Origin of the sequence: Actinomadura craniellae, assembly GCF_003289645.1 — a bacterium.
Lineage (GTDB): Bacteria > Actinomycetota > Actinomycetes > Streptosporangiales > Streptosporangiaceae > Actinomadura_D > Actinomadura_D craniellae.
Genome location: NZ_QLYX01000001.1, coordinates 371,288 through 396,249, shown reverse-complemented (window position 1 = coordinate 396,249; position 24,962 = coordinate 371,288). Strand labels below are relative to the sequence as shown.

24 protein-coding genes are annotated in these 24,962 nt (G+C 74.4%); 7 read left to right on the top strand and 17 right to left on the bottom strand.

Annotated elements, in window-relative coordinates:
- Window positions 1-42: 42 nt before the first annotated feature.
- The 3 genes from DPM19_RS01680 to DPM19_RS01670 are packed head-to-tail and all read right to left on the bottom strand — an operon-like array spanning window position 43 to window position 3,957.
- Window positions 43-1,542: a class I adenylate-forming enzyme family protein gene (locus DPM19_RS01680; protein ID WP_111862953.1), complete on the bottom strand. Its 1,500-nt coding sequence runs from the start codon at window positions 1,540-1,542 to the stop codon at window positions 43-45.
- Between the two features lie 25 nt (window positions 1,543-1,567).
- Window positions 1,568-2,809: an acyl-CoA dehydrogenase family protein gene (locus DPM19_RS01675; RefSeq protein WP_111862952.1), complete on the bottom strand. Its 1,242-nt coding sequence runs from the start codon at window positions 2,807-2,809 to the stop codon at window positions 1,568-1,570.
- A gap of 20 nt (window positions 2,810-2,829) precedes the next feature.
- Window positions 2,830-3,957, bottom strand: a complete 1,128-nt coding sequence (locus DPM19_RS01670) for an acyl-CoA dehydrogenase family protein (RefSeq protein WP_111862951.1) — start codon at window positions 3,955-3,957, stop codon at window positions 2,830-2,832.
- Between the two features lie 294 nt (window positions 3,958-4,251).
- On the opposite strand from DPM19_RS01670, the gene DPM19_RS01665 reads away from it, so the two are divergent.
- On the top strand, window positions 4,252-5,058 hold the full coding sequence (locus DPM19_RS01665) for a FadR/GntR family transcriptional regulator (protein WP_199484772.1): 807 nt from the start codon (window positions 4,252-4,254) through the stop codon (window positions 5,056-5,058).
- A 7-nt stretch (window positions 5,059-5,065) separates the two neighbouring features.
- On the opposite strand, the gene DPM19_RS01660 is transcribed toward DPM19_RS01665, so the two are convergent.
- From DPM19_RS01660 to DPM19_RS01630, 7 genes are all read right to left on the bottom strand, one after another.
- Window positions 5,066-6,637 (bottom strand): class I adenylate-forming enzyme family protein, encoded by a 1,572-nt coding sequence (locus DPM19_RS01660; protein ID WP_111862949.1) that lies wholly within the window; start codon window positions 6,635-6,637, stop codon window positions 5,066-5,068.
- Window positions 6,627-8,204 carry a class I adenylate-forming enzyme family protein gene (locus DPM19_RS01655; RefSeq protein ID WP_111862948.1) on the bottom strand — a complete coding sequence of 526 codons (1,578 nt, stop codon included), beginning with the start codon at window positions 8,202-8,204 and terminating at the stop codon, window positions 6,627-6,629. Before DPM19_RS01655 ends, DPM19_RS01660 begins: the two co-directional genes overlap by 11 nt.
- A gap of 37 nt (window positions 8,205-8,241) precedes the next feature.
- Entirely contained in the window at window positions 8,242-8,874 is a 633-nt protein-coding gene (locus DPM19_RS01650) for a PaaI family thioesterase (protein WP_111862947.1), read from the bottom strand.
- A gap of 55 nt (window positions 8,875-8,929) precedes the next feature.
- Window positions 8,930-10,399: a class I adenylate-forming enzyme family protein gene (locus tag DPM19_RS01645; protein WP_111862946.1), complete on the bottom strand. Its 1,470-nt coding sequence runs from the start codon at window positions 10,397-10,399 to the stop codon at window positions 8,930-8,932.
- Window positions 10,396-11,214, bottom strand: a complete 819-nt coding sequence (locus DPM19_RS01640; protein ID WP_111862945.1) for an enoyl-CoA hydratase/isomerase family protein — start codon at window positions 11,212-11,214, stop codon at window positions 10,396-10,398. Before DPM19_RS01640 ends, DPM19_RS01645 begins: the two co-directional genes overlap by 4 nt.
- A complete protein-coding gene (locus tag DPM19_RS01635; RefSeq protein ID WP_111862944.1) occupies window positions 11,211-11,999 on the bottom strand; it encodes an enoyl-CoA hydratase/isomerase family protein in 789 nt (262 codons plus the stop codon). Before DPM19_RS01635 ends, DPM19_RS01640 begins: the two co-directional genes overlap by 4 nt.
- A 160-nt stretch (window positions 12,000-12,159) precedes the next feature.
- On the bottom strand, window positions 12,160-13,068 hold the full coding sequence (locus tag DPM19_RS01630) for an SDR family oxidoreductase (RefSeq protein ID WP_111862943.1): 909 nt from the start codon (window positions 13,066-13,068) through the stop codon (window positions 12,160-12,162).
- 117 nt (window positions 13,069-13,185) lie between these two features.
- Here DPM19_RS01630 and DPM19_RS01625 point away from each other — a divergent pair, with 117 nt between their 5' ends.
- Complete coding sequence (locus DPM19_RS01625; protein WP_111862942.1) at window positions 13,186-14,106, top strand: alpha/beta hydrolase; 921 nt, start codon at window positions 13,186-13,188, stop codon at window positions 14,104-14,106.
- A gap of 332 nt (window positions 14,107-14,438) precedes the next feature.
- Window positions 14,439-15,968, top strand: coding sequence for an HAL/PAL/TAL family ammonia-lyase (locus DPM19_RS01620; protein ID WP_111862941.1), 1,530 nt, complete (start codon window positions 14,439-14,441; stop codon window positions 15,966-15,968).
- A 109-nt stretch (window positions 15,969-16,077) separates the two neighbouring features.
- On the opposite strand, the gene DPM19_RS01615 is transcribed toward DPM19_RS01620, so the two are convergent.
- From DPM19_RS01615 to cobF, 4 genes are all read right to left on the bottom strand, one after another.
- Window positions 16,078-16,521 (bottom strand): SRPBCC family protein, encoded by a 444-nt coding sequence (locus tag DPM19_RS01615; RefSeq protein WP_111862940.1) that lies wholly within the window; start codon window positions 16,519-16,521, stop codon window positions 16,078-16,080.
- A 1-nt stretch (window position 16,522) separates the two neighbouring features.
- Window positions 16,523-16,873, bottom strand: coding sequence for an ArsR/SmtB family transcription factor (locus DPM19_RS01610; protein ID WP_111862939.1), 351 nt, complete (start codon window positions 16,871-16,873; stop codon window positions 16,523-16,525).
- On the bottom strand, window positions 16,870-17,328 hold the full coding sequence (locus DPM19_RS01605) for an SRPBCC domain-containing protein (RefSeq protein ID WP_111862938.1): 459 nt from the start codon (window positions 17,326-17,328) through the stop codon (window positions 16,870-16,872). The genes DPM19_RS01610 and DPM19_RS01605 overlap by 4 nt, the downstream gene beginning before the upstream one ends.
- 131 nt (window positions 17,329-17,459) lie before the next feature.
- Window positions 17,460-18,239 carry a precorrin-6A synthase (deacetylating) gene (cobF, locus tag DPM19_RS01600; RefSeq protein WP_111862937.1) on the bottom strand — a complete coding sequence of 260 codons (780 nt, stop codon included), beginning with the start codon at window positions 18,237-18,239 and terminating at the stop codon, window positions 17,460-17,462.
- Window positions 18,240-18,519: 280 nt separating this feature from the next.
- Between cobF and DPM19_RS01595 the strand changes: the two genes are divergently transcribed.
- From DPM19_RS01595 to DPM19_RS01580, 4 genes are read left to right on the top strand one after another with little or no spacing between them, the layout of a single operon-like run.
- Complete coding sequence (locus DPM19_RS01595; RefSeq protein WP_111862936.1) at window positions 18,520-18,933, top strand: pyridoxamine 5'-phosphate oxidase family protein; 414 nt, start codon at window positions 18,520-18,522, stop codon at window positions 18,931-18,933.
- Window positions 18,926-20,113, top strand: a complete 1,188-nt coding sequence (gene cbiE, locus DPM19_RS01590; RefSeq protein WP_111862935.1) for a precorrin-6y C5,15-methyltransferase (decarboxylating) subunit CbiE — start codon at window positions 18,926-18,928, stop codon at window positions 20,111-20,113. Before DPM19_RS01595 ends, cbiE begins: the two co-directional genes overlap by 8 nt.
- On the top strand, window positions 20,110-20,853 hold the full coding sequence (gene cobM, locus DPM19_RS01585; protein ID WP_111862934.1) for a precorrin-4 C(11)-methyltransferase: 744 nt from the start codon (window positions 20,110-20,112) through the stop codon (window positions 20,851-20,853). The genes cbiE and cobM overlap by 4 nt, the downstream gene beginning before the upstream one ends.
- Window positions 20,853-21,605: a cobalt-precorrin-6A reductase gene (locus DPM19_RS01580; RefSeq protein WP_111862933.1), complete on the top strand. Its 753-nt coding sequence runs from the start codon at window positions 20,853-20,855 to the stop codon at window positions 21,603-21,605. Before cobM ends, DPM19_RS01580 begins: the two co-directional genes overlap by 1 nt.
- Here the strand turns inward: DPM19_RS01580 and DPM19_RS01575 are convergent.
- The 3 genes from DPM19_RS01575 to cobG are packed head-to-tail and all read right to left on the bottom strand — an operon-like array spanning window position 21,580 to window position 24,943.
- A complete protein-coding gene (locus DPM19_RS01575) occupies window positions 21,580-23,097 on the bottom strand; it encodes a precorrin-2 C(20)-methyltransferase (protein ID WP_111862932.1) in 1,518 nt (505 codons plus the stop codon). The genes DPM19_RS01580 and DPM19_RS01575 overlap by 26 nt on opposite strands.
- Window positions 23,097-23,717 (bottom strand): precorrin-8X methylmutase, encoded by a 621-nt coding sequence (locus DPM19_RS01570; protein ID WP_111862931.1) that lies wholly within the window; start codon window positions 23,715-23,717, stop codon window positions 23,097-23,099. The genes DPM19_RS01575 and DPM19_RS01570 overlap by 1 nt, the downstream gene beginning before the upstream one ends.
- Complete coding sequence (cobG, locus tag DPM19_RS01565) at window positions 23,714-24,943, bottom strand: precorrin-3B synthase (RefSeq protein ID WP_111862930.1); 1,230 nt, start codon at window positions 24,941-24,943, stop codon at window positions 23,714-23,716. Before cobG ends, DPM19_RS01570 begins: the two co-directional genes overlap by 4 nt.
- Between the last annotated feature and the right edge of the window lie 19 nt (window positions 24,944-24,962).

Sequence of the window (24,962 nt, the reverse complement as noted above, 5' to 3'; positions counted from 1 at the left end):
CGGGCCGGCCGCCGGCCGGCGACGCCGATCAGAGGGGGTGGGCTACGTGCGGAGGGGCTCGTCCCGGTGCAGGCGCGCGACGAGTTCCCGGCGCAGCACCTTGCCGGTGGGGGTGGTGGGGAACTCGTCGAGGAAGAGCACGTAGTGCGGGGTCTTGGAGCCGCGCAGCCGCTCGCGTACCCAGGTCCGCAGCTCCTCGGCGTCGACCTCGGCCCCGGGGCGGACGATGACGAACGCGCCGATCTGCTCGCCCCACTCGTCGTCGGGTACGCCGGCCACGACGCATTCCCGGACGGCGGGGTGGCCGGCGAGCACGTCCTCGATCTCGGCGGGCGCGATGTTCTCCCCACCACGGATGATCGTGTCGTCAGCCCGGCCGCGCACGAACAGGTACCCGTCGTCGTCGAGATAGCCGCGGTCGCGGGTGGGGAACCAGCCGTCCGCGCGGATCTTGCTGCCGGCCTCCAGGTACTCTCCCGCCACCTGCGGGCCGCGCACCACGATGTCGCCGACGACGTGCGGCGGGCACGCGCGGCCGTCCTCGTCCTGCACCTCGATCTCGACCGACGGCAGCGCGCGGCCGACCGAACCGAGCCGGGCGTGGATCCCGGGGTCGGTGGCGGCGGCGGCCGTCCGGTGGTCGTCGGGGCCGAGCACGGCGATCGAGGAGGCGGTCTCCGTCAACCCGTAGGCGTTGACGAACCCGGTGCCCGGGAACAACCGGAGCGCGTCCGCGACGACCGCGGGCGCGATCTTCGCCCCGCCGTAGGACAGGGAGCGCAGGCAGGTGGGCCCCTGCGCGCCCCGGTCCCGGAGTTCGGCGACGATCCGGGCGAGCATCGTGGGCACCACCATGGCGTGGGTGACCTGCTGGCGCTCCACGGTGTCCAGCCACGTGCCGGCCGCGAACTGGTCGAGGTAGACGATCCGGCGCCCGCTGTAGAGGTTCGACAGCGCGTTGGCGACCGCCGCGATGTGATACGGCGGGACGCTGACCAGCGTCGCATCCTCCTCCGCGACGGAAGCGAACTCCACCGAACCGAACAGGTACGCGGTGAGGTTCTGGTGCCGCAACACCGCACTCTTGGGCGCCGCGGTGGTCCCGCTCGTCATCAGCAGCACGGCGACCTCGTCGGGGGCGACCGTGGTCGCCGCCGACGCTGCCGGGCCTCCCGGGGCGCCCGGCAGCGCCAGGAACTCCGCCAGGCCGAGGGTCGCCGTCCCGGGCATCCGCTCGGGGGTGTCGGTCACCACGAGCGGGGACTCCTGCCGGCTCATGATCTCGGCGAGCTGGTCCTGCCCCAGCCGGTAGTTGAGGGGCACGAACGGCACCCCGGCGTAGGCGGCGGCGAACAGGGCCACCGGGAACGCCGGGCCGTTCGGGCCCAGGTAGACCAGCCGCCGGGCGCCGGCGGCACGCTCGGCGCCGGCCAGCGCCCGGGCGCGCAGGCCCGCGCCGGTGAGGCCGGTGGTGCGGTCCCCGATCAGGACCCGGTCGGGCATGCCGTCGGCGACCATGTCGAGGATCATCGCGAGGTTCATCGCAGCTCCAGCGTGTGTGGTCCGGTCAGCGGCCCTGCTTGACCTGCTTGAAAGGGACGTCGCGGTCGGGGGCGGCCTCCCGGGGCATCCCCAGCAGCCGCTCGCTGATGACGTTGCGCGCCATCTCGGTGCTGCCGCCGCCGAGGCTGGCGCTCTGCCGCATGAGGTAGCCGATGGCGACCCGGCCGGCCACCCCGGGCTCGGCGCCGGTGCCGGTCGCGACGCCCGCCCCGGCGATCCGCACCGCCAGGTCGTCGCTCAGCTGGGCGCCCTCGGCGTGCAGGAGGCGGATCAGGGACACCGCCGCCGGGTCCAGCGCGCCCGTGCCGACCGCGCGCGTCACCCGGTCGGAGGTCTGCCGCTGCACCGCCGCCATGGCCAGGTACTCCCCGACCAGCTCCCTGATCCGGGGGTCCTCGGTCCGGCCGCACGCGCGCACGATCTCCAGCGGCGTCACCTTGGGCACGGTCCGGGGGTGCCCCCGCCCGCTGACGTAGGGGGAGCCGCCGCCCATGGAGTTGCGCTCGTGGAACAGCTGCCGGGACGCCACGGTCCAGCCCGCGTCGACCTCGCCGACGACGGCCGAATCCGGAACCCACACGTCGTCGAAGAACTCCTCGCAGAACTCCCGGACCCCGTTCACCATCCGGATGCGGTTCATCGTCACGCCCGGTGCCTTCGTCGGGACCAGGAACATCGTCAGCCCGCGGTGCTTGGGCACCTCCCAGTTGGTGCGGGCCAGGCACAGTCCCCAGTCCGCCGCGTACGCCGAGGTGCTCCAGGTCTTCGCCCCGTTGAGGATCCAGCCGTCGCCGTCGCGGTCGGCCCGGGTGGTCACACCGGCCAGGTCGGAGCCGCCCCGGGGCTCGGACAGGAACTGGCACAGCACCTCCTCGCCCCGGATCGCTGCGCCGATCCGGTCGCGTTTCTGCTCCTCGGTGCCCATGTCGAGCAGGGTCGCGGCGCAGATGGCGAAGGTCGGGATGTTCAGCGGCAGCGGCATCTCGTAGCCGATGCTCTCCTCGGTGAACGCCTGCTGGTGGGCGCGGGTCAGGCCGAGCCCGCCGTACTCCTGCGGGAAGCAGATCCCGGCGAAACCACCGGCGTACAGCATCCGCTGCAGCTCGCGGGCCCGTATCCAGTCACTGGTGTCGTCGTCGCTCAGCGGGGGCGGCTCGTCCCCGGCCTGCCGCGGCATGTTCTCCGCCAGCCACGCCCGGGCGCGCAGGCGGAAGGACTCGACACTCTCCATCGTGCTCTCGGTCATCGCGATTCAGCCCTCGGGTGTCAGATGGCGGCGAGGTCGGCGAGGCGGAGGCGGTGGTCCTGCGGGGTCCCGTACAGGGCCTGGTCCAGGGTCGCGCGCCGCAGGTACAGGTGCAGGTCGTGCTCCCAGGTCACCCCGATACCGCCGTGCAGTTGCACGCAGTCCTGGAGGATCACCAGCGACCGGTCCCCCACGTACGACTTGGCCACGCTGGCCAGTTCGGCGGCGTTCGGCGACCTCTCCTGAACGGCCGCGGCGGCCGCCTGCGTCGTGGCGTGGCAGGCCTCCAGCCAGGTCCGCATGTCGGCGAACCGGTGCTTGAGCGCCTGGTAGGACGCCAGCGGCCGGCCGAAGGAGTACCGGTCGAACGCCCACTGCCTGGTCATCGCGAAGGCCCGGTCCAGCACCGCGCAGACCTCGGCGCACTGGATGACGACGGCGATCTGGAGCTGCCGCTCGATGACCTGGTCCGCTCCGGCCACGCCCACCATCGCGTCCGCCGTGACCTGGACGCCGTCGAAGCGGACCTCACCGAAGGACCGGGACAGGTCCAGCGACCACTGCGGAGAGACCGTCACACCCACAGCCGAGGCGGGCACCAGGAACTGCGCGACACCCTCCGGGGTCGCGGCCGTCACCAGCAGCAGATCCGCCTGCCCGGCGTCCTCCACCCGGTCCTTGACGCCGTCGAGCACGAACCCGCCGGCCGCCGGAGTCGCGGTCAGGCCGGGCGCGACGGGCGACCACTCGCGGCCCGGTTCGTAGACCGCCCAGCTCGCCACGCTCTCCCCCGCGACCAGCGCCTCGATCTCGGCGGTGTGGTCGGGACCGGTGCCGTGCGTCTCCACCAGGCCGGCGAGCACGACGTTCACCGGCAGCAGCGGCCCCGGGGCCAGCCCGGCGCCCAGTTCCTCCGCCAGCAGCGCCAGATCCCGCACCCCTTCCCCGGAGACGCTCCCGCCGCCCAGTTCCTCCGGCACGATGGCCGCGGCCCAGCCGAGCTCGGCGCCCTGCCGCCACCAGTCACGGTTCCAGCGGGGCTCGCCGTCCGCCATGTCGCGGATGCGATCGAGGGAGTACTCCTTCTCCAGCAAGCCCTTCGCCGACGCCTGGAAAAGCTTCTGATCAGGCGAGAGCCCCAGCTCCATAGAGATCCCCTCAGCACGCGGCGGGAGCGCCGAACCGTGCGCGAGCAGGCTCGACGCGCCTGCGGGACGCCACCGGCGCGCCCCCGATCAGGACGCCTCTCACTGAACACGACCATGAAACGGCTGTCAATACATCTAGATGTTTAACTCGCCCTGACCGAGCTGTCAGCCGTCTCTCCGCACCCCGCTCCACCCCGAGGTCACCCGGGCGGCCGGCTTCGACCCGCCGACTAGACTCGTCGCACGGCACCCGGGACACCTGGGAAAAGGCGCCGGCAGCGACGGGAGCGGTACGTGCGGCAACCTCTGTTGGCGGAACTCGTCGCCGCCCGGCTGCGCGAGCGCATCCTCAGCGGCGAGCTGCGCGAGGGCGACCTGCTGCCGCCGCAGGAACAGCTCATGGCCGAGCTGCAGGTGAGCTTCGGCGTGGTCCGGGAGGCCCTGCGGCTGCTGGAGAACGACGGGCTGCTGCTGGTGCGGCGCGGGAACGTGGGCGGCGCCGTCGTGCACGCCCCCACCGTGGACCGGGCCGCCCAGATGATCAGCATGGTGCTGCAGGCGCGCACCACCACCGCCGCGGACGTCGGCGCCGCGCTCGGCCACATCGAACCGGTCTGCGCGGCCCTGTGCGCGGCCCGCCCGGACCGCGCGCGGACCGTCGTGCCGGCGCTGCGGGCGATCCTGGCACGCCAGTCCGACGAGCTCGACGACCTGGACGCCTACGTGCCCAACGCGCGCCGCTTCCACGAGGCCGTGGTCGAGCTCTGCGGCAGCGACACCATGATCGTGGTCGTCGGGTCGCTGGAGGCGATCTGGTCCGCGCACGAGTCGGCGGTGTGGAGCGCCGCGCCCGGCGCCCGCCGCCGCGCGCCGCGGCCCGTCGCGGACGCCGACCCGGACACGCTGAACGCGCCGATGTCGCGCAGGGTGCGCCGCGACGCGCTGCGCGCCCACGAGAACCTGCTGGCGGCGATCGAGGCCGGCGACGAGGATCGCGCCCGCGAGGTCGCGTCGGCGCACCTGTCGCTCGCCCGCGACCGCACCCTCGCCTGGGCGGAGCGCACCACCATCCGTGCGGCGGCGGTCACGCCGGCGGACTGACCGCCGCTCAGCCGGCGAGCAGGCGCTGCAACCCGGCCTTGTCCACCTTCCCGCTGGCGGTGCGCGGCACGTCCCCGCCGGGCGGCAGGACGCGCAGCACGGCCGGCACCTTGAAGGCGCTCAGCCGGTCCCGCACGGCCGCCAGGACCGCCGCCTCGTCCAACCGCACCCCGCTGCGGGGGACGACGGCCGCCGCGACGCGCTCCGCGCCGTCCGCCCCGGCGATGCCGGTGACGAACGCGTGCCGCACGTCCGGGACGGCCAGCAGCGCGGCCTCCACCTCCACCGGGTAGACGGTGGCGCCGCGGACCTTGAGCATGTCGTCGATCCGGCCGTGGTACCACAGCCGCCCGTCCTCGCCGAGGTGCCCCAGATCACCGGTGCGGTACCAGCCGTCCCGGGTGAAGACCTCCGCGCGGGACCGGCCGCAGACGCCGCGCATGAGGTTCGGGCCGCGCACCCAGATCTCGCCGTGCTCCCCCGGCGGGAGCCCGGCACCGGTCTCCGGGGCGGCGATCCGCACCTGGACGCCCGCGAACGAGGTGCCGCAGCTCCCCCACGCGTCAGGCGGCATGTCGCGGTCGAGCGGGTCACCGCAGTAGGGGCCGAACGTCTCGGTCATCCCGAACAGGTTCGCGCGGGCGCCCGGACCGCTCCGCCGACCGGGCGGCAGGATCGCCGGCAGGCTGCCCGGCCGCAGCAACGACAGGTCCGCCCCGGCGGCGCGGGGGTGGGCCGCCAACCGCGCGGCCTGGTCGGGCCAGCCCCGGAACAGCGTCACGCGTTCCCGGGCCAGCAGGTCCAGCGTCCGCTCGGGCTCGGGGACGGCCTCGGTGAGCAGCGTCGCGCCGGCGACGAGCACGGTGAGCAGCCCGCCGCCGAAGCCCCCCATCCAGAAGAACGGCATCGGGATGTAGAGCCGCTCGTCCTCCCGGACGCAGCGGGCCGGGAGCCCGGCGGCCACGGCGCGCAGCGCGTTGCCGTGGGTGTGGACGACGCCCTTGGGCATGCCCCGGCTGCCGGAGGTGAACAGGACGGCCAGGTCGTCGGCGGGCCGCACCCGGCGCTCCATGGCCGCCGCCAGTTCCCGGGCGGCGGGGGCGGTCCGCCCCTTGAGGTCGTCCCACCGCCAGGCGGATCGCAGCGCGGGCAGCCGGGGCGTCCGGCCGTCACCGGCGCCCCGCGGCAGCAGCTCGCCGTACTCGGCGCGGAAGTCCCGGCCGCGGAACCCGTCGACCAGCACCAGCCGTTCCACCGCCGCGACGCGCAACTGCTGCTCCAGTTCGGGGGCGCGGAGCAGGGTGCTGAGCGGGACGAGCACCGCCCCCACCCGCATGATCGCGAAGGCGCAGACCGCCCAGTCGACGCCGTTCTCCATGACCAGCCCGACCCGGGTACGCCGGGAGACGCCGCGCGCCACGAGCTCGGCCGCCAGGTCGCGGCTCGCCGCGTCCAGCCCGGCCCAGGTGATCCGCTCGTCCGCGGTCACCAGCGCCGCGCGGTCCGGGCGCTCCGCCGCGTGCCGCGCTAGCGCGGCGGGCAGCGTGCCGGGCGTGCCGGCGGGCGGCTCAGCGGTCATCGAACGCCTCCATGAGCGCGCGCAGATCCACCTTGCCGCTGGAGCGCAGCGGCACTTGCGCCACCGGCACCGCGCGGACAGCTCGGGGGATCTTGTACGGGGACAGCAGCGGGGCGAGGGCGGCGCGGAGCCCCGCGACGTCGGGGGCCGGGTCGCCGGGCTCGGCGACCAGGACCGCGGCGACGATCTGGCCGCGGTCGGCGTCCGGCAGGCCCAGGACGTGGGAGGGCAGCCCGGTCGCGGCGAGGATGGCCTCCTGCACCTCGGCCGGGGAGACGTTCGCGCCCGCGGTCTTGATCAGGTCGTCGCCGCGGCCGAGGAAGTACCAGTGCCCGTCCTCGTCGGTGCGGGCCAGGTCGCCGGTGTGGAACCAGCCGTCGGCGTCGAAGGCGGCGAAGCGCTCCATGCCGTGGTAGCCGCGCATCAGCGCGGGGCCGCGCAGCCACAGCTCGCCGATCTCGCCCGGCGGGCAGTCCGTGCCGCTCTCCCGGTCGACGATCCGGCCCTCGTAGCCGGGCACCGGCCGCCCGAACGAGCCGCGCCTGCGCTCCGGCAGGTCGGCCTCGTCGGCCGCGGCGAGGACCACGCTGCCGCCCTCGGTCAGCCCGAGCATGTTCGGCCGCAGGCCCGGATCGGCGGGCCGGACCGCGGCCGGCATGATCGGGTAGAGGTTGCCGCGCCGGATGGACGACAGGTCGCGGTGCGGGAAGCTCGGGTCGGCCGCCAGCGCCGCCACCGACGAGGCGTAGCCGTTCACCATGGTGGGCCGCTCGCGCTCGATGACGTCCAGCACCGCGGCCGGCTCGGCGGCCCGCGAGCAGACCAGGGTGGCGCCCGCGAGCAGCGTCCCGAGCAGGGTGTAGGCGAACCCGCCGATCCAGAAGAACGGCGAGTTGGAGAACAGCACCTCCGCCGGGCCGTAGCCGCGCAGGTCGTTGAGCACCCGCAGGTGGTCCAGCAGGGCGCCGTGGGTGTGCACGACGCCCTTGGGCGCGCTCGTCGAGCCGGAGGTGTGCACGATCACCAGGTCGTCCGACGGCGCCACGTCGGCCTCGATCGCGGCGAGCAGTTCGTCGCCGACCGCCGCGCCGTCGCGCAGCAGTTCGGACACCGCCCAGCCGGGGGCGGCGTCCTCGCCGGTGAAGCGGACGTGCCGCAGCGCAGGCGCGGCCGTGGTCCAAAGCGGCGGCGGTGCGGTGGTGTCGAGGCCGATCGCCTCCCGCAGCGACCGGCGGAAGTCCTGCGACCGGTAACCGGCGAAGGCCAGCAGCAGGTCGCTGTCGGAGCGGTCGAGCAGGGTGCGCAGTTCGGCCGCCGTGGACATCGTGCTGATCGGCACCGCCACCGCGCCGATCCGGGCGGCCGCCAGGGCGGCCAGCACGAAGTCCGCGCCGTTGGGCATGAGCAGCGCGAGGTGGGAGCCGCGGCCCGCACCGGCTGCGACCAGGCCCTTCGCCAGGCGTCGCGACTCCGCGGCGGCCTGCCGGAAGGTCAGCCGCTCGTCGTCGCAGACCAGGAACGTGTGGTCGGCCGCGTCCGCCGCCCGGCGCCGCAGCACCTCTCCCACGGTCCGGGCGGGTTCCTCCGGGTGCGCGTCGATGGTGTCACCTCCGGGGGGAGACGGCGGGCAGGTTCGCGCGGTCGCCGCACACCGCGCTCGCCGACGCGGTGCACAGCAGCTCGCCGGCGGAAGTCAGCCGCAGCTCGGAGTGCACCGAGCCGGCGGCGACCGTCCGGGCGACCGCGAAGTCCAGGTCGGTCTCCAGCGGGACCGGGCGCCGGTACCGGACCTCCATGCCGCGCGTCTTGCCGGTCTGGCCGACCTCGCAGTTGTGGTGCTGGACGACGCAGTCGGCGAACACGGCGAGGAACCCGCCGTGGACGCAGCCCGGCGGGCCCTCGTAGCAGAGCGGGAACCGCACGGTCCCGGTGGCGTGCTCCGGGCCGGCGACACTGATCCGGTAGGTGGGGAACATCGGGTTGAAGTCGCCGGCGTCCCGCCCGTGGTCGAGGTAGACGCGGCCCGCGCCGTCCGCCCGGGCGCCGACGCGCGGCGCCGGGTCGGCGGGAACGCGGTGTTCGAGCCCGTGGCGCGCCCGGCGCAGCGCGCGGGTGACGTCGTCCAGCAGCGGGTCAGCCCGCTCCAGGCGGAGCACCAGCGCGCACAGCTCCCGCACCTCCCACGCGAACCGTTCCTGCTCGGGCAGCGCGGCCTCGCCGAAGACCCACGGTTCCATCAGGCTCCCTTCGGCAGGCCGGGGATCCGCTCGGCCGGCGCGGGCGTCCGGAACGTCATCCGGTGCCCTCCCCCGGCTCGGCGAGTGCGCGCGCGGCGGCCAGATCGACCTTCCCGGACGGGGTCCGCGGCAGGGACGCGACGAACCGCACCCGGGCCGGCAGCTCGTAGCGGGCCAGTTCCCCGCCGGCGTGGGCGAGCAGGGTCTCGTGGTCGAGCGCGTGCCCCGGTCGCGGTTCGACGACCGCGACCGGTACGGCGCCGAGCCGGGCGTCCGGGACGCCCAGCACCGCCGCCGCCGACACCGCCGGGTGCCGCTCCAGGACGGACTTGACGTGCTCGGGGTGGATTTTGAAGCCGCCGCGGACGATCGTCTGGTCGGCGCGGCCGACGATGTAGAGGAACCCGTCGGAGTCGATGCGCGCCAGGTCGGCGGTGCGCATCCAGTCCGCGCCGGCGCCGTGCTGGGCGGGCCGCACCTCCAGCACGCCGACCTCGCCGGCAGGCAGTTCCGCACCGTCCGGGTCGATCACCCGCAGGCCGCAGCCCGCGTGGGCGCGGCCGACGCTGCCCCGCTTGGCCGCCGCGAACTCGCGGTGGTCGGCGAGGTTCCAGCCGGCCACGCCGCCGCCGAACTCGGTGGCCCCGTAGGACCGCAGCACCGGGACGCCGAACCGCTCGGTGAACGCGTCCTGGTCGGCGACGTCCAGCGGCGCCGTTCCGGACACGACCGACAGCAGGCTGGACAGGTCGTCGCGGGTCAGGTCCGAGTCCAGGACCATCCGCAGCGCCGCCGGGACCAGGCTCGCCGTCTTCGGCCGGTACCGGCGCACCGCCGCCGCCCACGCGGCGACCTCGAAGCGGGGCAGCAGCACGAAGGAGCGCCCGTCCAGCACGCACTGCAGGACGCGGAACAGCCCGCCGACGTGGATGAGCGGCGCGCTCACGATCGCCACCCCGCCGCGCAGCGCCGGCTCCCGGCTCCGCCTGGACTCGTAGTGCTTGGCGCCCTCGAAGGTCCGCAGCAGCGTGTCCGCCCCGAGGTCCACCCGTTGGGGCGGGCCGGTGGTGCCGCTGGTGAGCATCCGCACCGCCACGCCGGGCCGGGGCACGGCCCCGGGCGGCACGGCGGGCGGGGCGGCGGGGATGGCGGCGGGGGTGAGGCGCACGCCGAAGTCCGCGCCGATCGCGTCCAGGTCGGCCTCGGTCCCGGCGAGGCCCGCCAGAGCCAGTTCGCCGATCTCGGTACGGAGGCGCTCGGGCCCGAGGCTCGGGTTGATCGTGACGGCGCAGGCGTCGGCGAGCAGGACGCCGAGCAGGACACCGACGTGCCACGGCGAGTTCCGCAGCACCACGCCGAGGGGCGCGCCGGGCCCCGGCACGGCCGCGGCGACGGCGTTCGCGACGTCGGCGACCTGGCCCCAGGTCCACCAGGCGTCCTCGTACTCGATGGCGCGGGCCGCCCGGTCCAGCTCCAGTGTCCGGGCGATCCGGCGGGCGAGGGCACCGGCGGTCTCGGCGCTCACCGGATGACCACGTCCGGTGTGGCGACCGCGGCGCGGTCGACCTGGCTCATGCCGATGGGGTTGCCGAGCCGGGTGTAGGTGAGGCCCTGCTCCACCGCGGCCCGGTACGGCTTGTCCAGCGACTCCCAGATCGCCCGCACGGTGCCCTGGGTGGCGGCCGACGGCTTCTCCGCGATGCTCCGCGCGAGCTCGTCGGCGCGCGCCCACAGTTCCCCGGCCGGGACGATCTCGGTGACGAGGCCGATCCGCAGCGCGGTCTCCGCGCCGACCCGCTCGTCGTTTCCGCGCAGCGCCATGCGCAGGGTGTCGCCCAGCCCGATCCGGCGCATCAGCCCGATGGGCTCGATCGCCGACACCATGCCGAACGTGACGTGCGAGTCGAAGAAGGTCGCGTCCTGCGAGCAGATGACGATGTCGGCCTCGTTGACGAAGTAGAACGCGCCGCCCGTGCAGATGCCCTGGACCGCGCAGACCACCGGCTTCCACAGCTTCTGCCACTTGGGGCTCAGCAGCTCGCCGGGGTCCTCGTGGTTCCAGATGTCGTCGGGCTGCCCGTAGGGTTCGCGGACGTCGAGGCCCGCGCTGAACGCGCGGTCGCCGGCGGCGCGCAGCACCACCGCGTTGACCTTTTCGTCCAGCTTGATCCGGTGCCAGGCGTCGGCGACCTCGTGGCACATCCGCCGGTTGAAGGCGTTGAGCCGGTCCGGCCGGTTCAGGGTGAGGGTGGCGACCCTCGCCTCGTGGTCGGTCTCCAGCCGGATCGTCTCGTAGTCGGCGTTCGCGGTCAGCGCGGCCTCCTCGGGTGGCTCGGTCATCGTCCGGTGAAGTCGGGGTCGCGGCGGTCGGTGAACGCGGCCAGGCCCTCGCGGAAGTCGGCCGTCCGGGCGGCCAGTTCCAGCCCGAACGACTCGTCGACCAGGGCGCGGGCGAGCGGCGCCTCCGCCGACCGGGCCAGGACCTGCTTGGTCAGCCCGAGCGCGACGGTCGGCCCCTGCGCCAGGGAGGCGACCAGCTCCCCCGCGCGGGCGTCCAGTTCGGCGGCGGGGGCCGCCTCGTGGATCAGGCCCCACTCGGCCGCCCGGGCGCCGCTCACCTTCTCCCCCAGCAGCAGCATCCGCCGCGCCCGGGCCAGGCCCACCAGCCGCGGCAGCAGCCACGACGCGCCGGTGTCGGGGGTGAAGCCGCGGTGCACGAACGGCTCCCAGAACGTCGCCTCCTCGTCGGCGACCGCGAAGTCGGCGGCGAGGGCGAGCTGGCAGCCCAGCCCCGCCGCGACGCCCCGCACGGTCGCGACGACGGGGAGCTGGAGGGTCACCAGCAGTTCGATCAGGCGGTGGCTCTGCAGCGGCAGCCGCCGGACGATGTTCGCGGGCCGGGGCCGCTCCCCGGTGCCGGTGTTGGAGGACACCCAGTCCGATCCGGAGCAGAAGTCGCGGCCCGCCGCGGTCAGGTGGACGGCCCGCAGGTCCCCGTCCAGCGCCGCCGATTCGAGCAACTCGATCAGTTGCCGGACCGACGCCGGGTCGAGCGCGTTGCGCTTGTGCTCGCGTTCGATCCGCAGCGTCAGGACGCCGCCGGCGATCTCGTGGTGGATGCTCATGCTGCCGCCGCGGGAGGTTCGGCCAGGACCGGGGCGCCCTCCGGGCGCGCGGTCAGGTCCACGCCGGCGAGGAGGAGCATGAAGGCACCCGCCTTTCTTACCTAAGATTAGTAATATAAGCGCGCGCCGGACCGGAGGTAAACCCGGCCGGAGCGTCGCGTCATGCCTGCGGCCCCAGCGGGTGCCCGTAGTCGAACGTGAACTCCTGGAACCCGGCCGCCTGCTCCTGCAGTTCCTCGACCGTCCACGTGCCGTCCTTGCTGAGCGAGTCCACGATCCGCCAGGGGTGGAACAGGTGCACCTCGCCGCCCATCACGAAGAAGGCCCGCCCGTTGATCGGGCAGTCCGCGGTGGCCAGGTAGGCGACGAACGGGGAGACGTTCGAGGGGTCCAGCGGCGACCACGCGTCCGGGTCCCGCTCCTCCCCCGTCTGGTCGACCAGCGAGCTGGTCAGCCGGGTCGCGGCGGCGGGAGCGATCGCGTTGACCCGGATCCCGTAGCGTCCCAGCTCCGCGCTGGCGATGATCGACAAGGTGGCGATGCCGCTCTTGGCCGAGCCGTAGTTGGTCTGGCCGGGCTGGCCGAACAAGCCCGAGGTGGACGCGGTGTTGATCACCGAGCGGGGCACCCGGACACCCGCCTTGAACTGGTCGCGCCAGTAGGCGGCGGCGAAGCGCAGCGGCGCGAAGTGGCCCTTGAGGTGGACCTGGATCACCGCGTCCCACTCCGCCTCGCTCATGTTCACCAGCATCCGGTCGCGCAGGATGCCGGCGTTGTTGACCAGGACGTGCAGGTCGCCGTAGGTGTCGATGGCCTGCTTGACCAGGCGCTCGGCGCCCTCCCAGGTCGAGACGTCGTCGGCGTTGGCGATCGCCTCACCGCCGGCGGCCCTGATCTCCGCCACCACCTCCGCTCCGGGCGTGGCATCCGAACCGGACCCGTCCGGCGCGCCGCCCAGGTCGTTCACCACGACCTTGGCGCCCTCGGCCGCGAACAGCAGGGCGTGCTCGCGGCCGATGCCGCGCCCGGCGCCGGTGATGATGCAGACCCGGTCCTTCAGTGTGTCCATCAGCTCTCGCCCTCCGTGATGCGACCCGTGTTGCCTAATATAAATTCGATACATGTATATCGATCGGCTCGGGTGAAGGGCGGCTACGATCGGGCAGATTCGGCGGAAGGAGCGGCGATGGCCGAGCAGATCTTCCACCCGCAGCTGCGGGCCGCGCGGTTCCTGCCGCGGACCACGGTCGGCCCGCGCAACCTGCGGCTGTTCCGGGCGGGCATCCGGCTGGCCGGGCTCGCCTCCCGGGCCAGGGCGCAGGCCGTCCAGGTCGACCGCGACGTGTCGGTCCAGCTGTTCCGGCCCGGCTCGCCGCGGCAGCCCGCTCCGGCGCTGCTGTGGATCCACGGCGGCGGGATGGTGTTCGGCAGCGCCCTGCAGGACGCCCGCCTCTGCCGGGACTGGGCCGAGCGGCTGGGCGCCGTCGTCGCCTCGGTGGAGTACCGGCTCGCGCCCGAGCACCCCTTCCCCCTACCGCTGGAGGACTGCTACACCGCGCTGCGCTGGCTGGCCGCCCGGCCCGACGTCGACACCGGGCGGATCGCGATCGGCGGGGCCAGCGCCGGCGGCGGGCTGGCCGCCGCCCTCGCCCTCCTGGCCAGGGAACGCGACCTGATCAGCCCCGTCCTGCAACTGCTGTCCTATCCCATGCTCGACGACCGGACCGCGGCGCGCACCGACGCCGACCCTCGCCGGCTGCGCATCTGGAACAACACCAGCAACCGGTTCGGCTGGCGCGCCTACCTCGGCCCGGCCGCCGCCGGGCCCGTCCCGCCGCTGGCCGCGCCCGCCCGCCATGACGACCTGTCCGGGGTGGCGCCCGCGTGGATCGGGGTCGGCACCCGTGACCTGTTCCACGACGAGGACGTCGCCTACGCCGACCGGCTCCGCCAGGCCGGCGTGCCCTGCGCCCTGCACGTGGTCCCCGGCGCCTACCACGCCTTCGACATCCTCGAGGCGAGGGCCCCCGTCTCCCGCGAGTACCTCCAGGCCCAGACCGAGGCCCTGGACACCGCCCTCAACGGCCCCGGCCCGGCCGGCCCCTGAGCCGCGCCGGGGGCGCGCCGTCGAACCAGCCCGGAAACGTCGTCCGGGCGGCGCGGGCCCGGGTGAAGGGGTTCGCCGCCCGGATCATCCGGTGTCCGCCAGGGAACGATCCAATATCTCTTCGGCGGTTGACCGCTTTCCCCACTAGTCAATCTTGTATAAAAGCTGTCAAATATAGCCACATCCGTTCAAACGCCACCATGAACGCACCCGGACGGCGGAAGCGGAGATCGGATCCGCGCTCCCGTGCCGTCACCGCCCTGGCTCCTGCCCGTCAGCCAGAGACCTCCCGCCCTACACCTGCTCGGCACCGAGCTTTGTGGAGGCCGCTCATGCCCGCTCAAACCGCCCCCGCGCTGACCATCACCGTCCCCGGACGGCTCACCCCCGCCCAACTCCGGCACGCGGCCGGCCCCCTGGAGATCCGTCTGGCGGACGGGGTCCGGGACCGGGTCGCCGCCAACCGCGCGTACATGATGCGCTGCCTGGCCGAAGGCCGGCCGATCTACGGGGCGAGCACCGGGTTCGGCCCGCTGGTCGTCCACGCCGGCCGCGCCGACGACGTCGACCAGAGCGAAAGCATCCTGGCGCATCTGAGCGCCGGCCAGGGACCGGACCTGGAGCCGGGAACGGTACGCGCGATGATGTTAGTGCGCCTGCACTCCCTGACCCGAGGCCACTCGGGGGCGTCGACCGCGACGATCGACGCCCTGATCGCGGCCCTGCGGACCCCACTGGTCCCGGCGGTTCCGCGGCTGGGGTCGGTGGGCGCCAGCGGCGACCTGATCCCCCTCGCCCACATGGTCCAGGCGCTCAAGGGCAGCGACGGCGCCCACGCCTACATCGGCGCGGAGCACCTGCCGGCCGCCCAGGCGCTGCGGCGGCTGGGGCTGCCGCCGCTGCGCCCCGACGGGCGGGACGGGCTGGCCCTGGTCAACGGCACCTCGCTGACCGCGGCCACCGCCGGCCTGGCGGTCGCGGAACTGGACCGTTCCCATGCCATCGCGGCCGTGCTGACATGCGTGCTGGTCGACGTGCTGGGGGCCGCCCCCACGTTCCTGGCCCCGCAACTGCTGGAGGCATTCGGCCATCCCGAGGTCGCCGAGGTCGGTGAGCGCATGCGGGCGCTGCTGGCCGGAAGCCGGCCCTCGGGGCTGCGAGCCCTGCAGGAGCCGTACTCCCTGCGGTGCACCCCCCAGCTGCTGGGACCCGCCCGATCGCACCTCGACCACGCCCGGCAGGTCATCACCCGTGATCTGAACTCCATCAGCGACAACCCGCTGTTCTTCCCGGGCGCCGATGTGATCGCCCACGGCGGGAACTTCTTCAGCCAGCCGGCGGCGTTCGCCGCCGACGTCCTGGTGATGGTGGCGACGCAACTGGGGAACCTGGCCGAACGGCAGCTGGACCTGCTGGTGGACCCGCACCGCAACACCGGCCTCCCGGCGCTGCTGGCCGCCGATCCCGGCCGCCAGCACGGCGTGGCCGGGGTGCAGCTCGCCGCGACCGCGCTCGTGGCCGACATGCGCCGGCGCGTCATCCCGATCAGCTCCCAGAGCCTGCCCACGAACCTGCACAACCAGGACATCGTCCCCCTGGGCACCCTGGCCGCCCAGACGGCCTGGGAGGTGACCCGGTCGCTGCGACTGCTGCACGGCTCCCTGGCCGTGGCACTGCGGCAGGCGGTCCACCTCGGCGCCCGCCCGACCGCCCCCGCCTGCACGGCCATCGTGGACGCGCTGATGGAGGCGATCCCGCCGATCGACCCCGACCGGCCGCTACACGGGGACGTGCGGCGGGCCGCGGACCTGCTCGACGAGATCACCGCGGAGCACCACGACGAGGACCCCCTCCGGACGTGACGTCCGGAGGGGCTGCCGATCGGTGACGCACTCGCGTCCCCACGGGTGTGCCGCCGGGCGGCGGCACACCCGCTCTCCGCGGGGCGGCACCCGAGCCCGGCCGCCGGGGTCAGTGCCAGTCGCTGATCTGGACGTCGTCCGGTGCCGGCTTGCCGCGGCCGGTCTCCACCAGCTCCTTGAGGCTCATCAGGTACGTCGCCCACTTGGTGCTGCAGTGGTGCATGAACTCGACCGGCTCGCGCCAGCCCTCGTGCTTGAACTGGACGATCGTGTACTCGTCACGCTGGTCGAGGCGCCAGTCGACCTCGGTACCGATCCATTCCTCGGGGCCGTCGGTGACCCGCCACCGCACGCGGCCGGAGGGGTCGAGTTCCAGGACCTCCATGTCGAAGCCGCCGTGGTCTCCGAACCGGAAGGCCAGTCGCTCGCCCATCTCGCTCTTGCCCGTGGTGTCGGTCGTCCACCAGCCGGCGAGGCCCTCCGGGGTCGCCACCGCCTGGTAGACGTCATCGAGGGGAGCGACGACGCCGATCCGGTGCAGGATGTCGATCATTTCATTCTCCTTGGTCGTTGTTACGGTCGCGTTCGATCGCCTCGGCGATCCGCTTGATCCGGCGGAGTCGGGCGTCCCAGGCGGTGCCGACCGCCGACAGTTGGGCGACGGCCCGGGCCAGTTGCGCCTGGTCGACCTGGTAGTGACGCTCGCGGCCGGCCGGCGCAGAGTGGACCAGGCCGACCCGGTCCAGGACGGCCAGGTGTTTCGAGACGGCCTGGCGGGTGACGGGCAGCCGCTCGCTCAGCGACGTGGCGGTGCCCGGCCCCCCGGCGAGAAGAAGGTCGATCATCGTGCGCCGGACGGGGTCGCCGATCGCCGACCACAGGTCGTCATCGACCGCCGTGCTCATGCGGTGAGGACCGGCCGCGCGACGTACGCGCCCAGCGCGGGAATGTAGTGGTCCCACCCGCTCTCGTGGTCGCGGTACTGCTCCTCGAGGGCGGCGATCTCCCATCCCATCTCGCGGAACCCGGTCTCCGTCATGCGGATCCGGGTCCCCGCACCGGCCGGGGCCAGGTCGAAGGTGACGAGCAGCGCGGGCCCGCTCCGGTCCGCGCCGGTGAAGCACCACCGGAAGGAGAACCGCTTCGGAGGGTCGACCTCGACGACGGCGAGCGCGGCGGTCATCGTCTCGCCGGTCTCCGCGTCGCACCACATGAGCTCGCCGGGCGCTCCCGCGACCGGCTCGAACCGGGCGTCGTCGGACCACCATTCCCGGATGTGCTCGGGCCGGCTGACCACCTCGAAGACCACCTCGGGTGAGGCGTCGACGTGGATGTCGCGCTCGATGGATCCGTGTTCCATACCCACCAACCTTTCGCAACCTTTGGTTGCGTCAAGCTACCGCGACCATACCCCGATATGCAACCTTTGGTTGCATATCGGGGTGGCACGGCGCGCTGCGGCGGGTACCCGCGCACATCCCCGAGCGGAGGTCAGTCGTCGCGCTCGGGCTCCCGGTGGCCGGTGCGGCGCAGCAGGTAGGTGTCCATGATCCAGCCCTTGCGGTCACGGGCCTCGGCCCGCTCGGCGGCGATCCGTTCGGCGACCTGGGACAGCCGGCCCTGGATCAGGATCTCGTCCGGCATGCCGAGGTAGGCGCCCCAGTAGATGTCGACGTCCTCGTCGACGTAGTGCTGGAAGGCGTTGCGCGCGTCCAGCATGACCACGACGTCGTCCGCTCCGGCCGGCCACTCCTCCGCCAGCCGGCGCCCGGTCGTGATCTGCACCGGTGCGCCGACCCGGTTGAGGTTGGTGCGGTGCCGGGCCAGCAGCGCGGACACGCTGCTGATGCCCGGGACGACCTCGACGTCGAAGGGCACCCCGCGGGTGGCGAGGTCGTCCAGGATCGCCAGGGTGCTGTCGTACAGCGTCGGGTCGCCCCAGACGAGGAAGGCCCCGGTCTGCCCGTCGCCGAGCTCGTCGGTGATCAGCCGCTCGCACTCGTCCGCCCGGCGGCGCCGCCAGTCGTCCACCGCCTCGACGTATCCCTCGGCGGTGCGGTCACGCTGCGGATCGACCCCCTGGACCACGCGGTAGGAGCCGTCGCGGACGAACCGGCGAAGGATCTCCGCCCGCAGGTCCACGAGTTCCTGCTTGACCGTCCCCTTGTCCAGAACGAAGAACACGTCGACCCGGTTGAGGGCGTTCACCGCCTGCACGGTCATGTGATCCGGATCCCCGGCCCCGATACCGATGACGATGATCTTCCGCATGCTGCTCGTTCTCCCAGGGTGACCGCCCGCCCTCGCGGGCCGGCGAACGACGGTTGCCTATCATGCGCAGTGGCAGGTCAGCCGCGGGCAGGAGCTCCGTGTGCACCCGATCCGCGTTCCCCCCGCGACACGGCCTCTCACGCTACCGGTGCGGGTGGGAGCCGGGACCCGGCTCCCCCGCCGCTGATCGTGGCGCCGGGGAACCGGCGGGTACCCGCGTCGAGTCCCTTCCGGCGGTCTGAGAACCTGCTGGGCGCAACCTGGAAGGATTGAGGTGGACATGAACCGGCGTACCCGTCATGAGCTGGATCTCCGCGACGAGAACCTGCTGGCGTTCTGGGCGGAACGGTTGACGTGCACGCTGACCACGTCCCGGCCGGACGGGACGCCGCACGTCGTGCCGGTGGGGGCCACGCTGGATCCGGACGCCGGACTGGTCCGTGTGATCACTTCGAGCGGCTCCCTCAAGGCCAGGAACGTGGCCCGGACCGGGGCGGCGGGACTCCCCGTCGCGGTCTGCCAGTTCCAGGGCCGGCACTGGTCCACCGTCGAGGGGACCGCGACGATCCGGCACGAGCCCGAGGCGGTCGCGGAGGCCGTGCGCCGTTACGCCGAGCGCTACCGCCCGCCCCGGCCCAACCCGGAGCGGGTGGTCATCGAGATCTCGATCAGCCGGGTCCTCGGCAATGTCTGAGCCGGCCGTCACCGTCGTCGGGATCGGTGCGGACGGCTGGGCGGGGCTGACCGAGCCGGCCCGCCGGGCCGTCGAGGCGGCCGACGTGGTCTTCGGCGGCACCCGCCAGCTCGCGGCGCTGCCCGCCGGCGGGCCGGAATCCGAGCGCGTGCCGTGGCCGTCGCCCCTGGTGCCCGCGCTGCCCGGCCTGCTCGCCGAGCACCGGGGCCGGGAGATCGTCGTGCTCGCCAGCGGCGACCCCATGTTCTACGGCGTGGGAACGACGCTGGTCCGGCTGCTGGGCGGCGACCGGGTCCGGGTGCTCCCGCACCCCTCGTCCATCTCGCTGGCCTGCGCCCGGCTCGGCTGGGCGATGGAGGAGGTCGAAGTGGTCAGCGCGGTCGGCCGGCCGCTGGCGGCGCTGACCGCCGTGCTGACGCCGGGCCGCCGGATCCTGCTGCTCAGCGCGGGCGCCGAGACACCGGCGCGGGTCATGAAGCTGCTCGCGGAGCAGGGCCACGGCGACAGCGACGTCGTCCTGCTGGAACGGCTCGGCGGGCCGGACGAGCGGGTCGGGCCGCCGCACGACGCGCCCGACCCCCTCAACATCGTCGCGGTGGAGTGCCGCGGCCCGGCGCGGTCGTCGGTCCCCGGCCTTCCCGACGACGCCTACGAGCACGACGGGCAGCTCACCAAGCGCGAGGTGCGCGCGGTCACGCTGGCCCGGCTCGCGCCTGTCCCGGGCGAGCTGCTGTGGGACGTCGGCGGCGGTTCGGGCAGCATCGCCATCGAGTGGATGCGCGCCCACCGGTCCTGCCGGGCCGTCACCGTCGAGGCCCGGGCCGACCGGGCCGAGCGGATCACGGCCAACGCCGCCGCCCTGGGGGTGCCGGGACTGCGCGTCGTGCACGGCCGGGCGCCGGCGGCGCTGGCCGGGCTCGCGACCCCGGACGCGATCTTCATCGGCGGCGGAATCACCACGTCAGGCATGATCGAGACCTGCTGGGACGCGCTTCCCTCCGGCGGCCGGCTCGTCGCCAACGCCGTGACCCTGGAAGGGGAGCGGGTGCTGGCGGACGCGTACGCCGGGTTCGGCGGCGACCTCGTCCGGATAGCGATCAACAGGGCTTCGCCGGTCGGCGGATACACGGGATGGAGAGCGATGATGCCGGTGACCCAGTGGACGGCGAACAAGCCATGACCGTGCACTTCATCGGCGCCGGGCCCGGCGCGGCGGACCTGATCACCGTGCGCGGCCGGAACCTGGTCGAGACCTCCCCGGTCTGCCTGTACGCCGGGAGCCTGGTGCCGGCCGAGCTGCTGGAGCGGTGCCCCCCGGGGGCGCGGCTGGTGGACACCGCGAACATGGTCCTCGACGACATCGTGGCCGAAATGGTCCGCGCCCACGAGGCGGGGCTGGACGTCGCGCGGTTGCATTCGGGCGACCCGTCGGTGTTCAGCGCGATGGCCGAGCAGATGCGGCGGCTGGACGCCGCGGGAGTGCCCTACGAGGTGACCCCGGGCGTTCCCGCGTTCGCGGCGGCCGCCGCCACGCTCGGCCGCGAGCTGACGGTCCCCGGGGTCGGGCAGACGGTCATCCTCACCCGCATCTCCCGGCGCGCGACCCCGATGCCGCCCGGGGAGGATCTGGCGACGCTGGGGCGCAGCCGGGCCACGGTCGTCCTGCACCTGGCCGTCCAGCGGATCGACGAGCTGGTGGCGGAGCTGACACCCCACTACGGCGCGAACTGCCCCGTGGCCGTCGTCGCCTACGCCAGCCGCCCCGACGAGATCGTGCTGCGCGGGACGCTCGCCGACATCGCCGGGGAGGTGCGCGCGGCGGGCGTCGTCCGCACCGCGGTCGTGATCGTGGGCTCGGTGCTGGGCGCCCGGTCGTTCCCCGACAGCCACCTGTACTCGGCCGGCCGGTGCCGGGACTGATGCGCGTCCTGCTGCTCGGCGGCACCGGCGAGGCCCGCCGGCTGGCCGCCCTGCTGGCTGGCCGGCCGGACGTCGAGGTGACCAGTTCGCTCGCCGGCCGGGTCGGTGACCCGGTGCTGCCGGCCGGCCGGACCCGGGTCGGCGGGTTCGGCGGGCCCGCGGGCCTGGCCGCCTGGCTGGCGCGGGAACGCGTCACCGCCGTCATCGACGCGACCCACCCGTTCGCGGCCGGCATCACCGCCTCGGCGGCGGCCGCGTGCGCACGGCTGGGCGTGCCGTTGCTGCTGCTGCGCAGGCCCGGGTGGACCGCCGGACCCGGTGACGACTGGCGCCGGGTCCCCTCGCTGGCGGCGGCCGCCGCGGACCTTCCCGGCGAGCGGGTCTTCCTGACCACCGGCCGGACCGGGCTGGGGGCCTTCGCCGCCGACGCGGGGCGCTGGTTCCTGGTCCGCTCGATCGAGCCGCCGGCGCCCCCGATGCCCCCGCGCATGCGCGTCCTGCTCGCGCGGGGGCCCTTCGACGTCGAGGGCGAGGTCGCGCTGATGCGCGAGCACGCCATCGACGTCCTGGTCACCAAGGACAGCGGCGGTGCGATGACCGCGGCCAAGCTCGCCGCCGCCCGGCGGCTTCGCCTGCCCGTGGTCATGGTCGACCGGCCGCCCGTCCCCGGCGTCCCGGCCGTGGCCACCGTCGAGGAGGCGGTGGCCTGGCTGGATCAGCGTCCGGTCATGCCGGGTAGCGGCGAGGGGTGAACACCATCGTGCCGCCGTCGCCCCGGCCGGTGACCCGGGTGGTGGACGACCCCACGATCAGCAGGCAGCGCATGTCGACCTCGGCGGGGTCGAGCTCGGCCAGCGGCACCACCCGCACGCTCTCCTCGGGGCCGCCGACGTCCCGGCCGATGACGACCGGGGTGTCCGGAGCGCGGTGCTCCAGGAGCAGGTCACGGGCCCGGGCGAGCTGCTCGACGCGGCTGCGCGACGCGGGGTTGTAGACGACGATCACCAGGTCGGCGGCCGCGGCGGCGGCCAGCCGCGCGGCGATGACCTCCCAGGGCTTGAGCCGGTCCGACAGCGACACCACGCAGTAGTCGTGGCCCAGCGGGGCGCCGGCCCGGGACGCCACCGCCTGCGCCGCGGTCAGGCCCGGCAGCACCCGGACGGGCACGTCCTTCCACCGCTCCGCGGCCGCCGCCTCGACCACGGCGGTCGCCATGGCGAAGACGCCGGGGTCGCCGGAGGACACGACCGCGACACGGCGCCCCGCGGCGGCCAGGCCGAGCGCGAACTCGGCGCGTTCGGCCTCCTGCCGGTTGTCGGACGGGTGCCTGGCCTGCCGGGCGTTGGCCGGTACGCGGTCGAGGTACGGGCCGTAGCCGACCAGGTCGTCCGCGGTGCTCAGCGCGTCCTGGGCCTGGGGGGTCAGCCACTCGCGGCCGGCCGGGCCGAGCCCGACGACGACGACCTCGCCCCGGCCGCCGGCTTCGGTGCCGCCCGTGGCGGCGGGCTCCGCCAGCAGGGCGCGGCGGGTCTCCTGGTGCACCCGGCTGGGCAGGATCGCCACCGAGAAGTACGGCACCGACTCCGGGTCCACCTCGGCGAGCGGCGCGACGCGCTGCTGCTCGGTGGTGGCGCGCTCGACGTACCAGGCGTCCGCCAGCCGCCCGGACTTCTCCAGCGCCGTGCGGACCGGGCCGAAGGTGCGGCCGAGCTTGAGGACGGCCGCGGAGTCGGTGGCGGCCAGCCGTTCGGCCAGCTCGCCGGGCGGCAGGGTGCCGGGCAGCACGGTCAGCACCTCGTCGCGTTCGACCAGCGGGCGGCCGAGCTCGGCCGAGGCGCCGCTGACCGACGTCACCCCGGGGACGACGGTGGTCGGGTAGCGGTCGGCGAGCCGCTTGTGGAGATGCATGTACGAGCCGTAGAAGAACGGGTCCCCCTCGCACAGCACCACCACGTCACGGCCGGCGTCCAGGTGCGCCGCCAGGCGTTCGGCGCAGCGGCCGTAGAACTCCTCGATGACCTCCCGGTAGCGCTCGTTGCGCTCGGTGGTGACCGGGTAGATCAGGGCCTCTTCGATCTGCCCGTCGTGCAGGTGGGCCGCGGCGATCGACCGGGCGATGCTCCGGCCGTGCCGGGCCGCGTGGTAGGCGACGACGTCGGCGCGCTCGATCAGCCGGGCGGCCTTGATGGTGATGAGCTCGGGGTCGCCGGGACCCAGCCCGACGCCGGTCAGCCGTCCGGTCATCATTCCTCCTCGGACGCGATCGCGTTGATCGCCGCCGCCGTGATGGCACTGCCGCCGCGCCTGCCGCGGACGACCAGGTGGGTGAGCCCGGACTCGACCAGTGCCTGCTTGGATTCGGCCGCCCCGATGAACCCGACCGGGATGCCGAGCACGGCGGCCGGCCGCGGCGCGCCGGCACGGACCAGCTCCAGCAGCCGGAACAGCGCGGTCGGCGCGTTGCCGATCGCCACGACCGCCCCCTCCAGCCGGTCCGGCCACAGGTCGAGGGCCGCGGCGCTGCGGGTGGTGCCCTGCTCGGCCGCCAGCGCCGGGACGCGGGGGTCCTGCAACGTGCAGACGACCTCGTTGCCGGCGGGCAGCCGGGACCGGGTCACCCCGGCGGCCACCATGCGGGCGTCGCACAGGATCGGCCGCCCGGCGAGCAGGGCCGCGCGGGCCGCGGCGACCACGTCCGGCGAGTACGCCAGGTCGTCCACCAGGTCGACCATGCCGCAGGCATGGATCATGCGCACCGCCACCCGGGCGACGTCGTCCGGTAGCCCGCCCAGGTCCGTCTCGGCGCGGATGGTGGCGAAGGATCGCCGGTAGATCTCCGCACCGTCGCGGAGGTAGTCGTTCACTCGTTCACCTGTTCCTCGCGTGTCCGCGCGATGGCGGCGGCCGTCGCGGGCAGGCTCCGGGACCGGTCCCTGACCCGCTCTTCCAGCCGCACCTCGTAGCCGTCCTGGGTGGCCACCACCGCGACGTGCCGGCCGGGCGGACTCCCGCAGCGGCGCTCGCAGCCGGACCAGTGCACCGGAAGCTCCGGGCGCGCCGGTTCCGCGGCGCCGTCGAGCGTGCGGGCGCAGTCGGCCCGCACATCCGTCAGGGACCGGGCACAGCCGGGCCGGCCCGCGCAGGAGGACAGCCCCTCCCAGCCGGAGCCGGGTCGGGTGACCAGGCCGTAGGAGTCTGGCATATCGGTCAAGTCGGGCACGACGACGGATCGCCAGGGTGTGATGATGATCTCTTCGGCGCCGCGCAGCCGGGAGAGCTGCGCCGGTGTCAGCCGCCCGAGCGGGACCAGCGCGGAGAGCGCCCACCGGCCGTCGCGCTGGGCCACCGCGCCGACGGGCGGCTTCGCGGGGGTTCCCGGCAGGGCCCGCCGCGCCGCGCTCTGTTCCACCCGCGGCCCCACCCCCAGGCCCGGCAGCCACGGCGCGAGCCGCTCGCCGGGATCGTCCCATTCGGTGAGCCGCCACTCCGTGGTGCGCGCGCGCATGAACGCCCGGGCCACCGCCAGGACGGCCGGCACCGCCGCCTCGGGGGCGACCCGCAGACCGGTGTCGGCCCCGCCGAGCGTCACCGCCAGGGAGGCCGCGTCCAGCGCGTACAGCCCGACGTCGCCGCGCAGCGCGACCACGTCACCGCGCCCATCGTCGATCGTGAACAGGAACCGCCCCGGCAGGCCCGCCAGCTCGGGGTCGGCGCACAGCCCGCGGTCGAGCCCGGCGACGAGCGGGCGCACGTCCAGCACGCCGTCCCCGGCCCGGCCGGTCAGCACGCTCGCAGTGATGTTGCGGGCCAGTTCGTGCGTGTCGGAGGGGAGCAACCCCGCCGCCCGCAACCGCCGGCCCAGCTCACCCTCGGCGCCCGGCGCCAGGCCCCGCAGCTGCACGTTGCCGCGCGAGGTGAGCTCCAGATGGCCGTCGCCCAGATCGGCGGCGGCGTCGGCGAGAACCGCGCAACCGGGTGCGGCCAGCCGCCCTCCCGGCAACCGGACCCGGGCCAGGCCGCCGTCGGCCGCGGCATGGATCCGCAGCGCCCCCGGGCACGAGTCGGGGGCATAGCGCGAGGGCAAGGACACGATCGGATCCTAAAGGTCC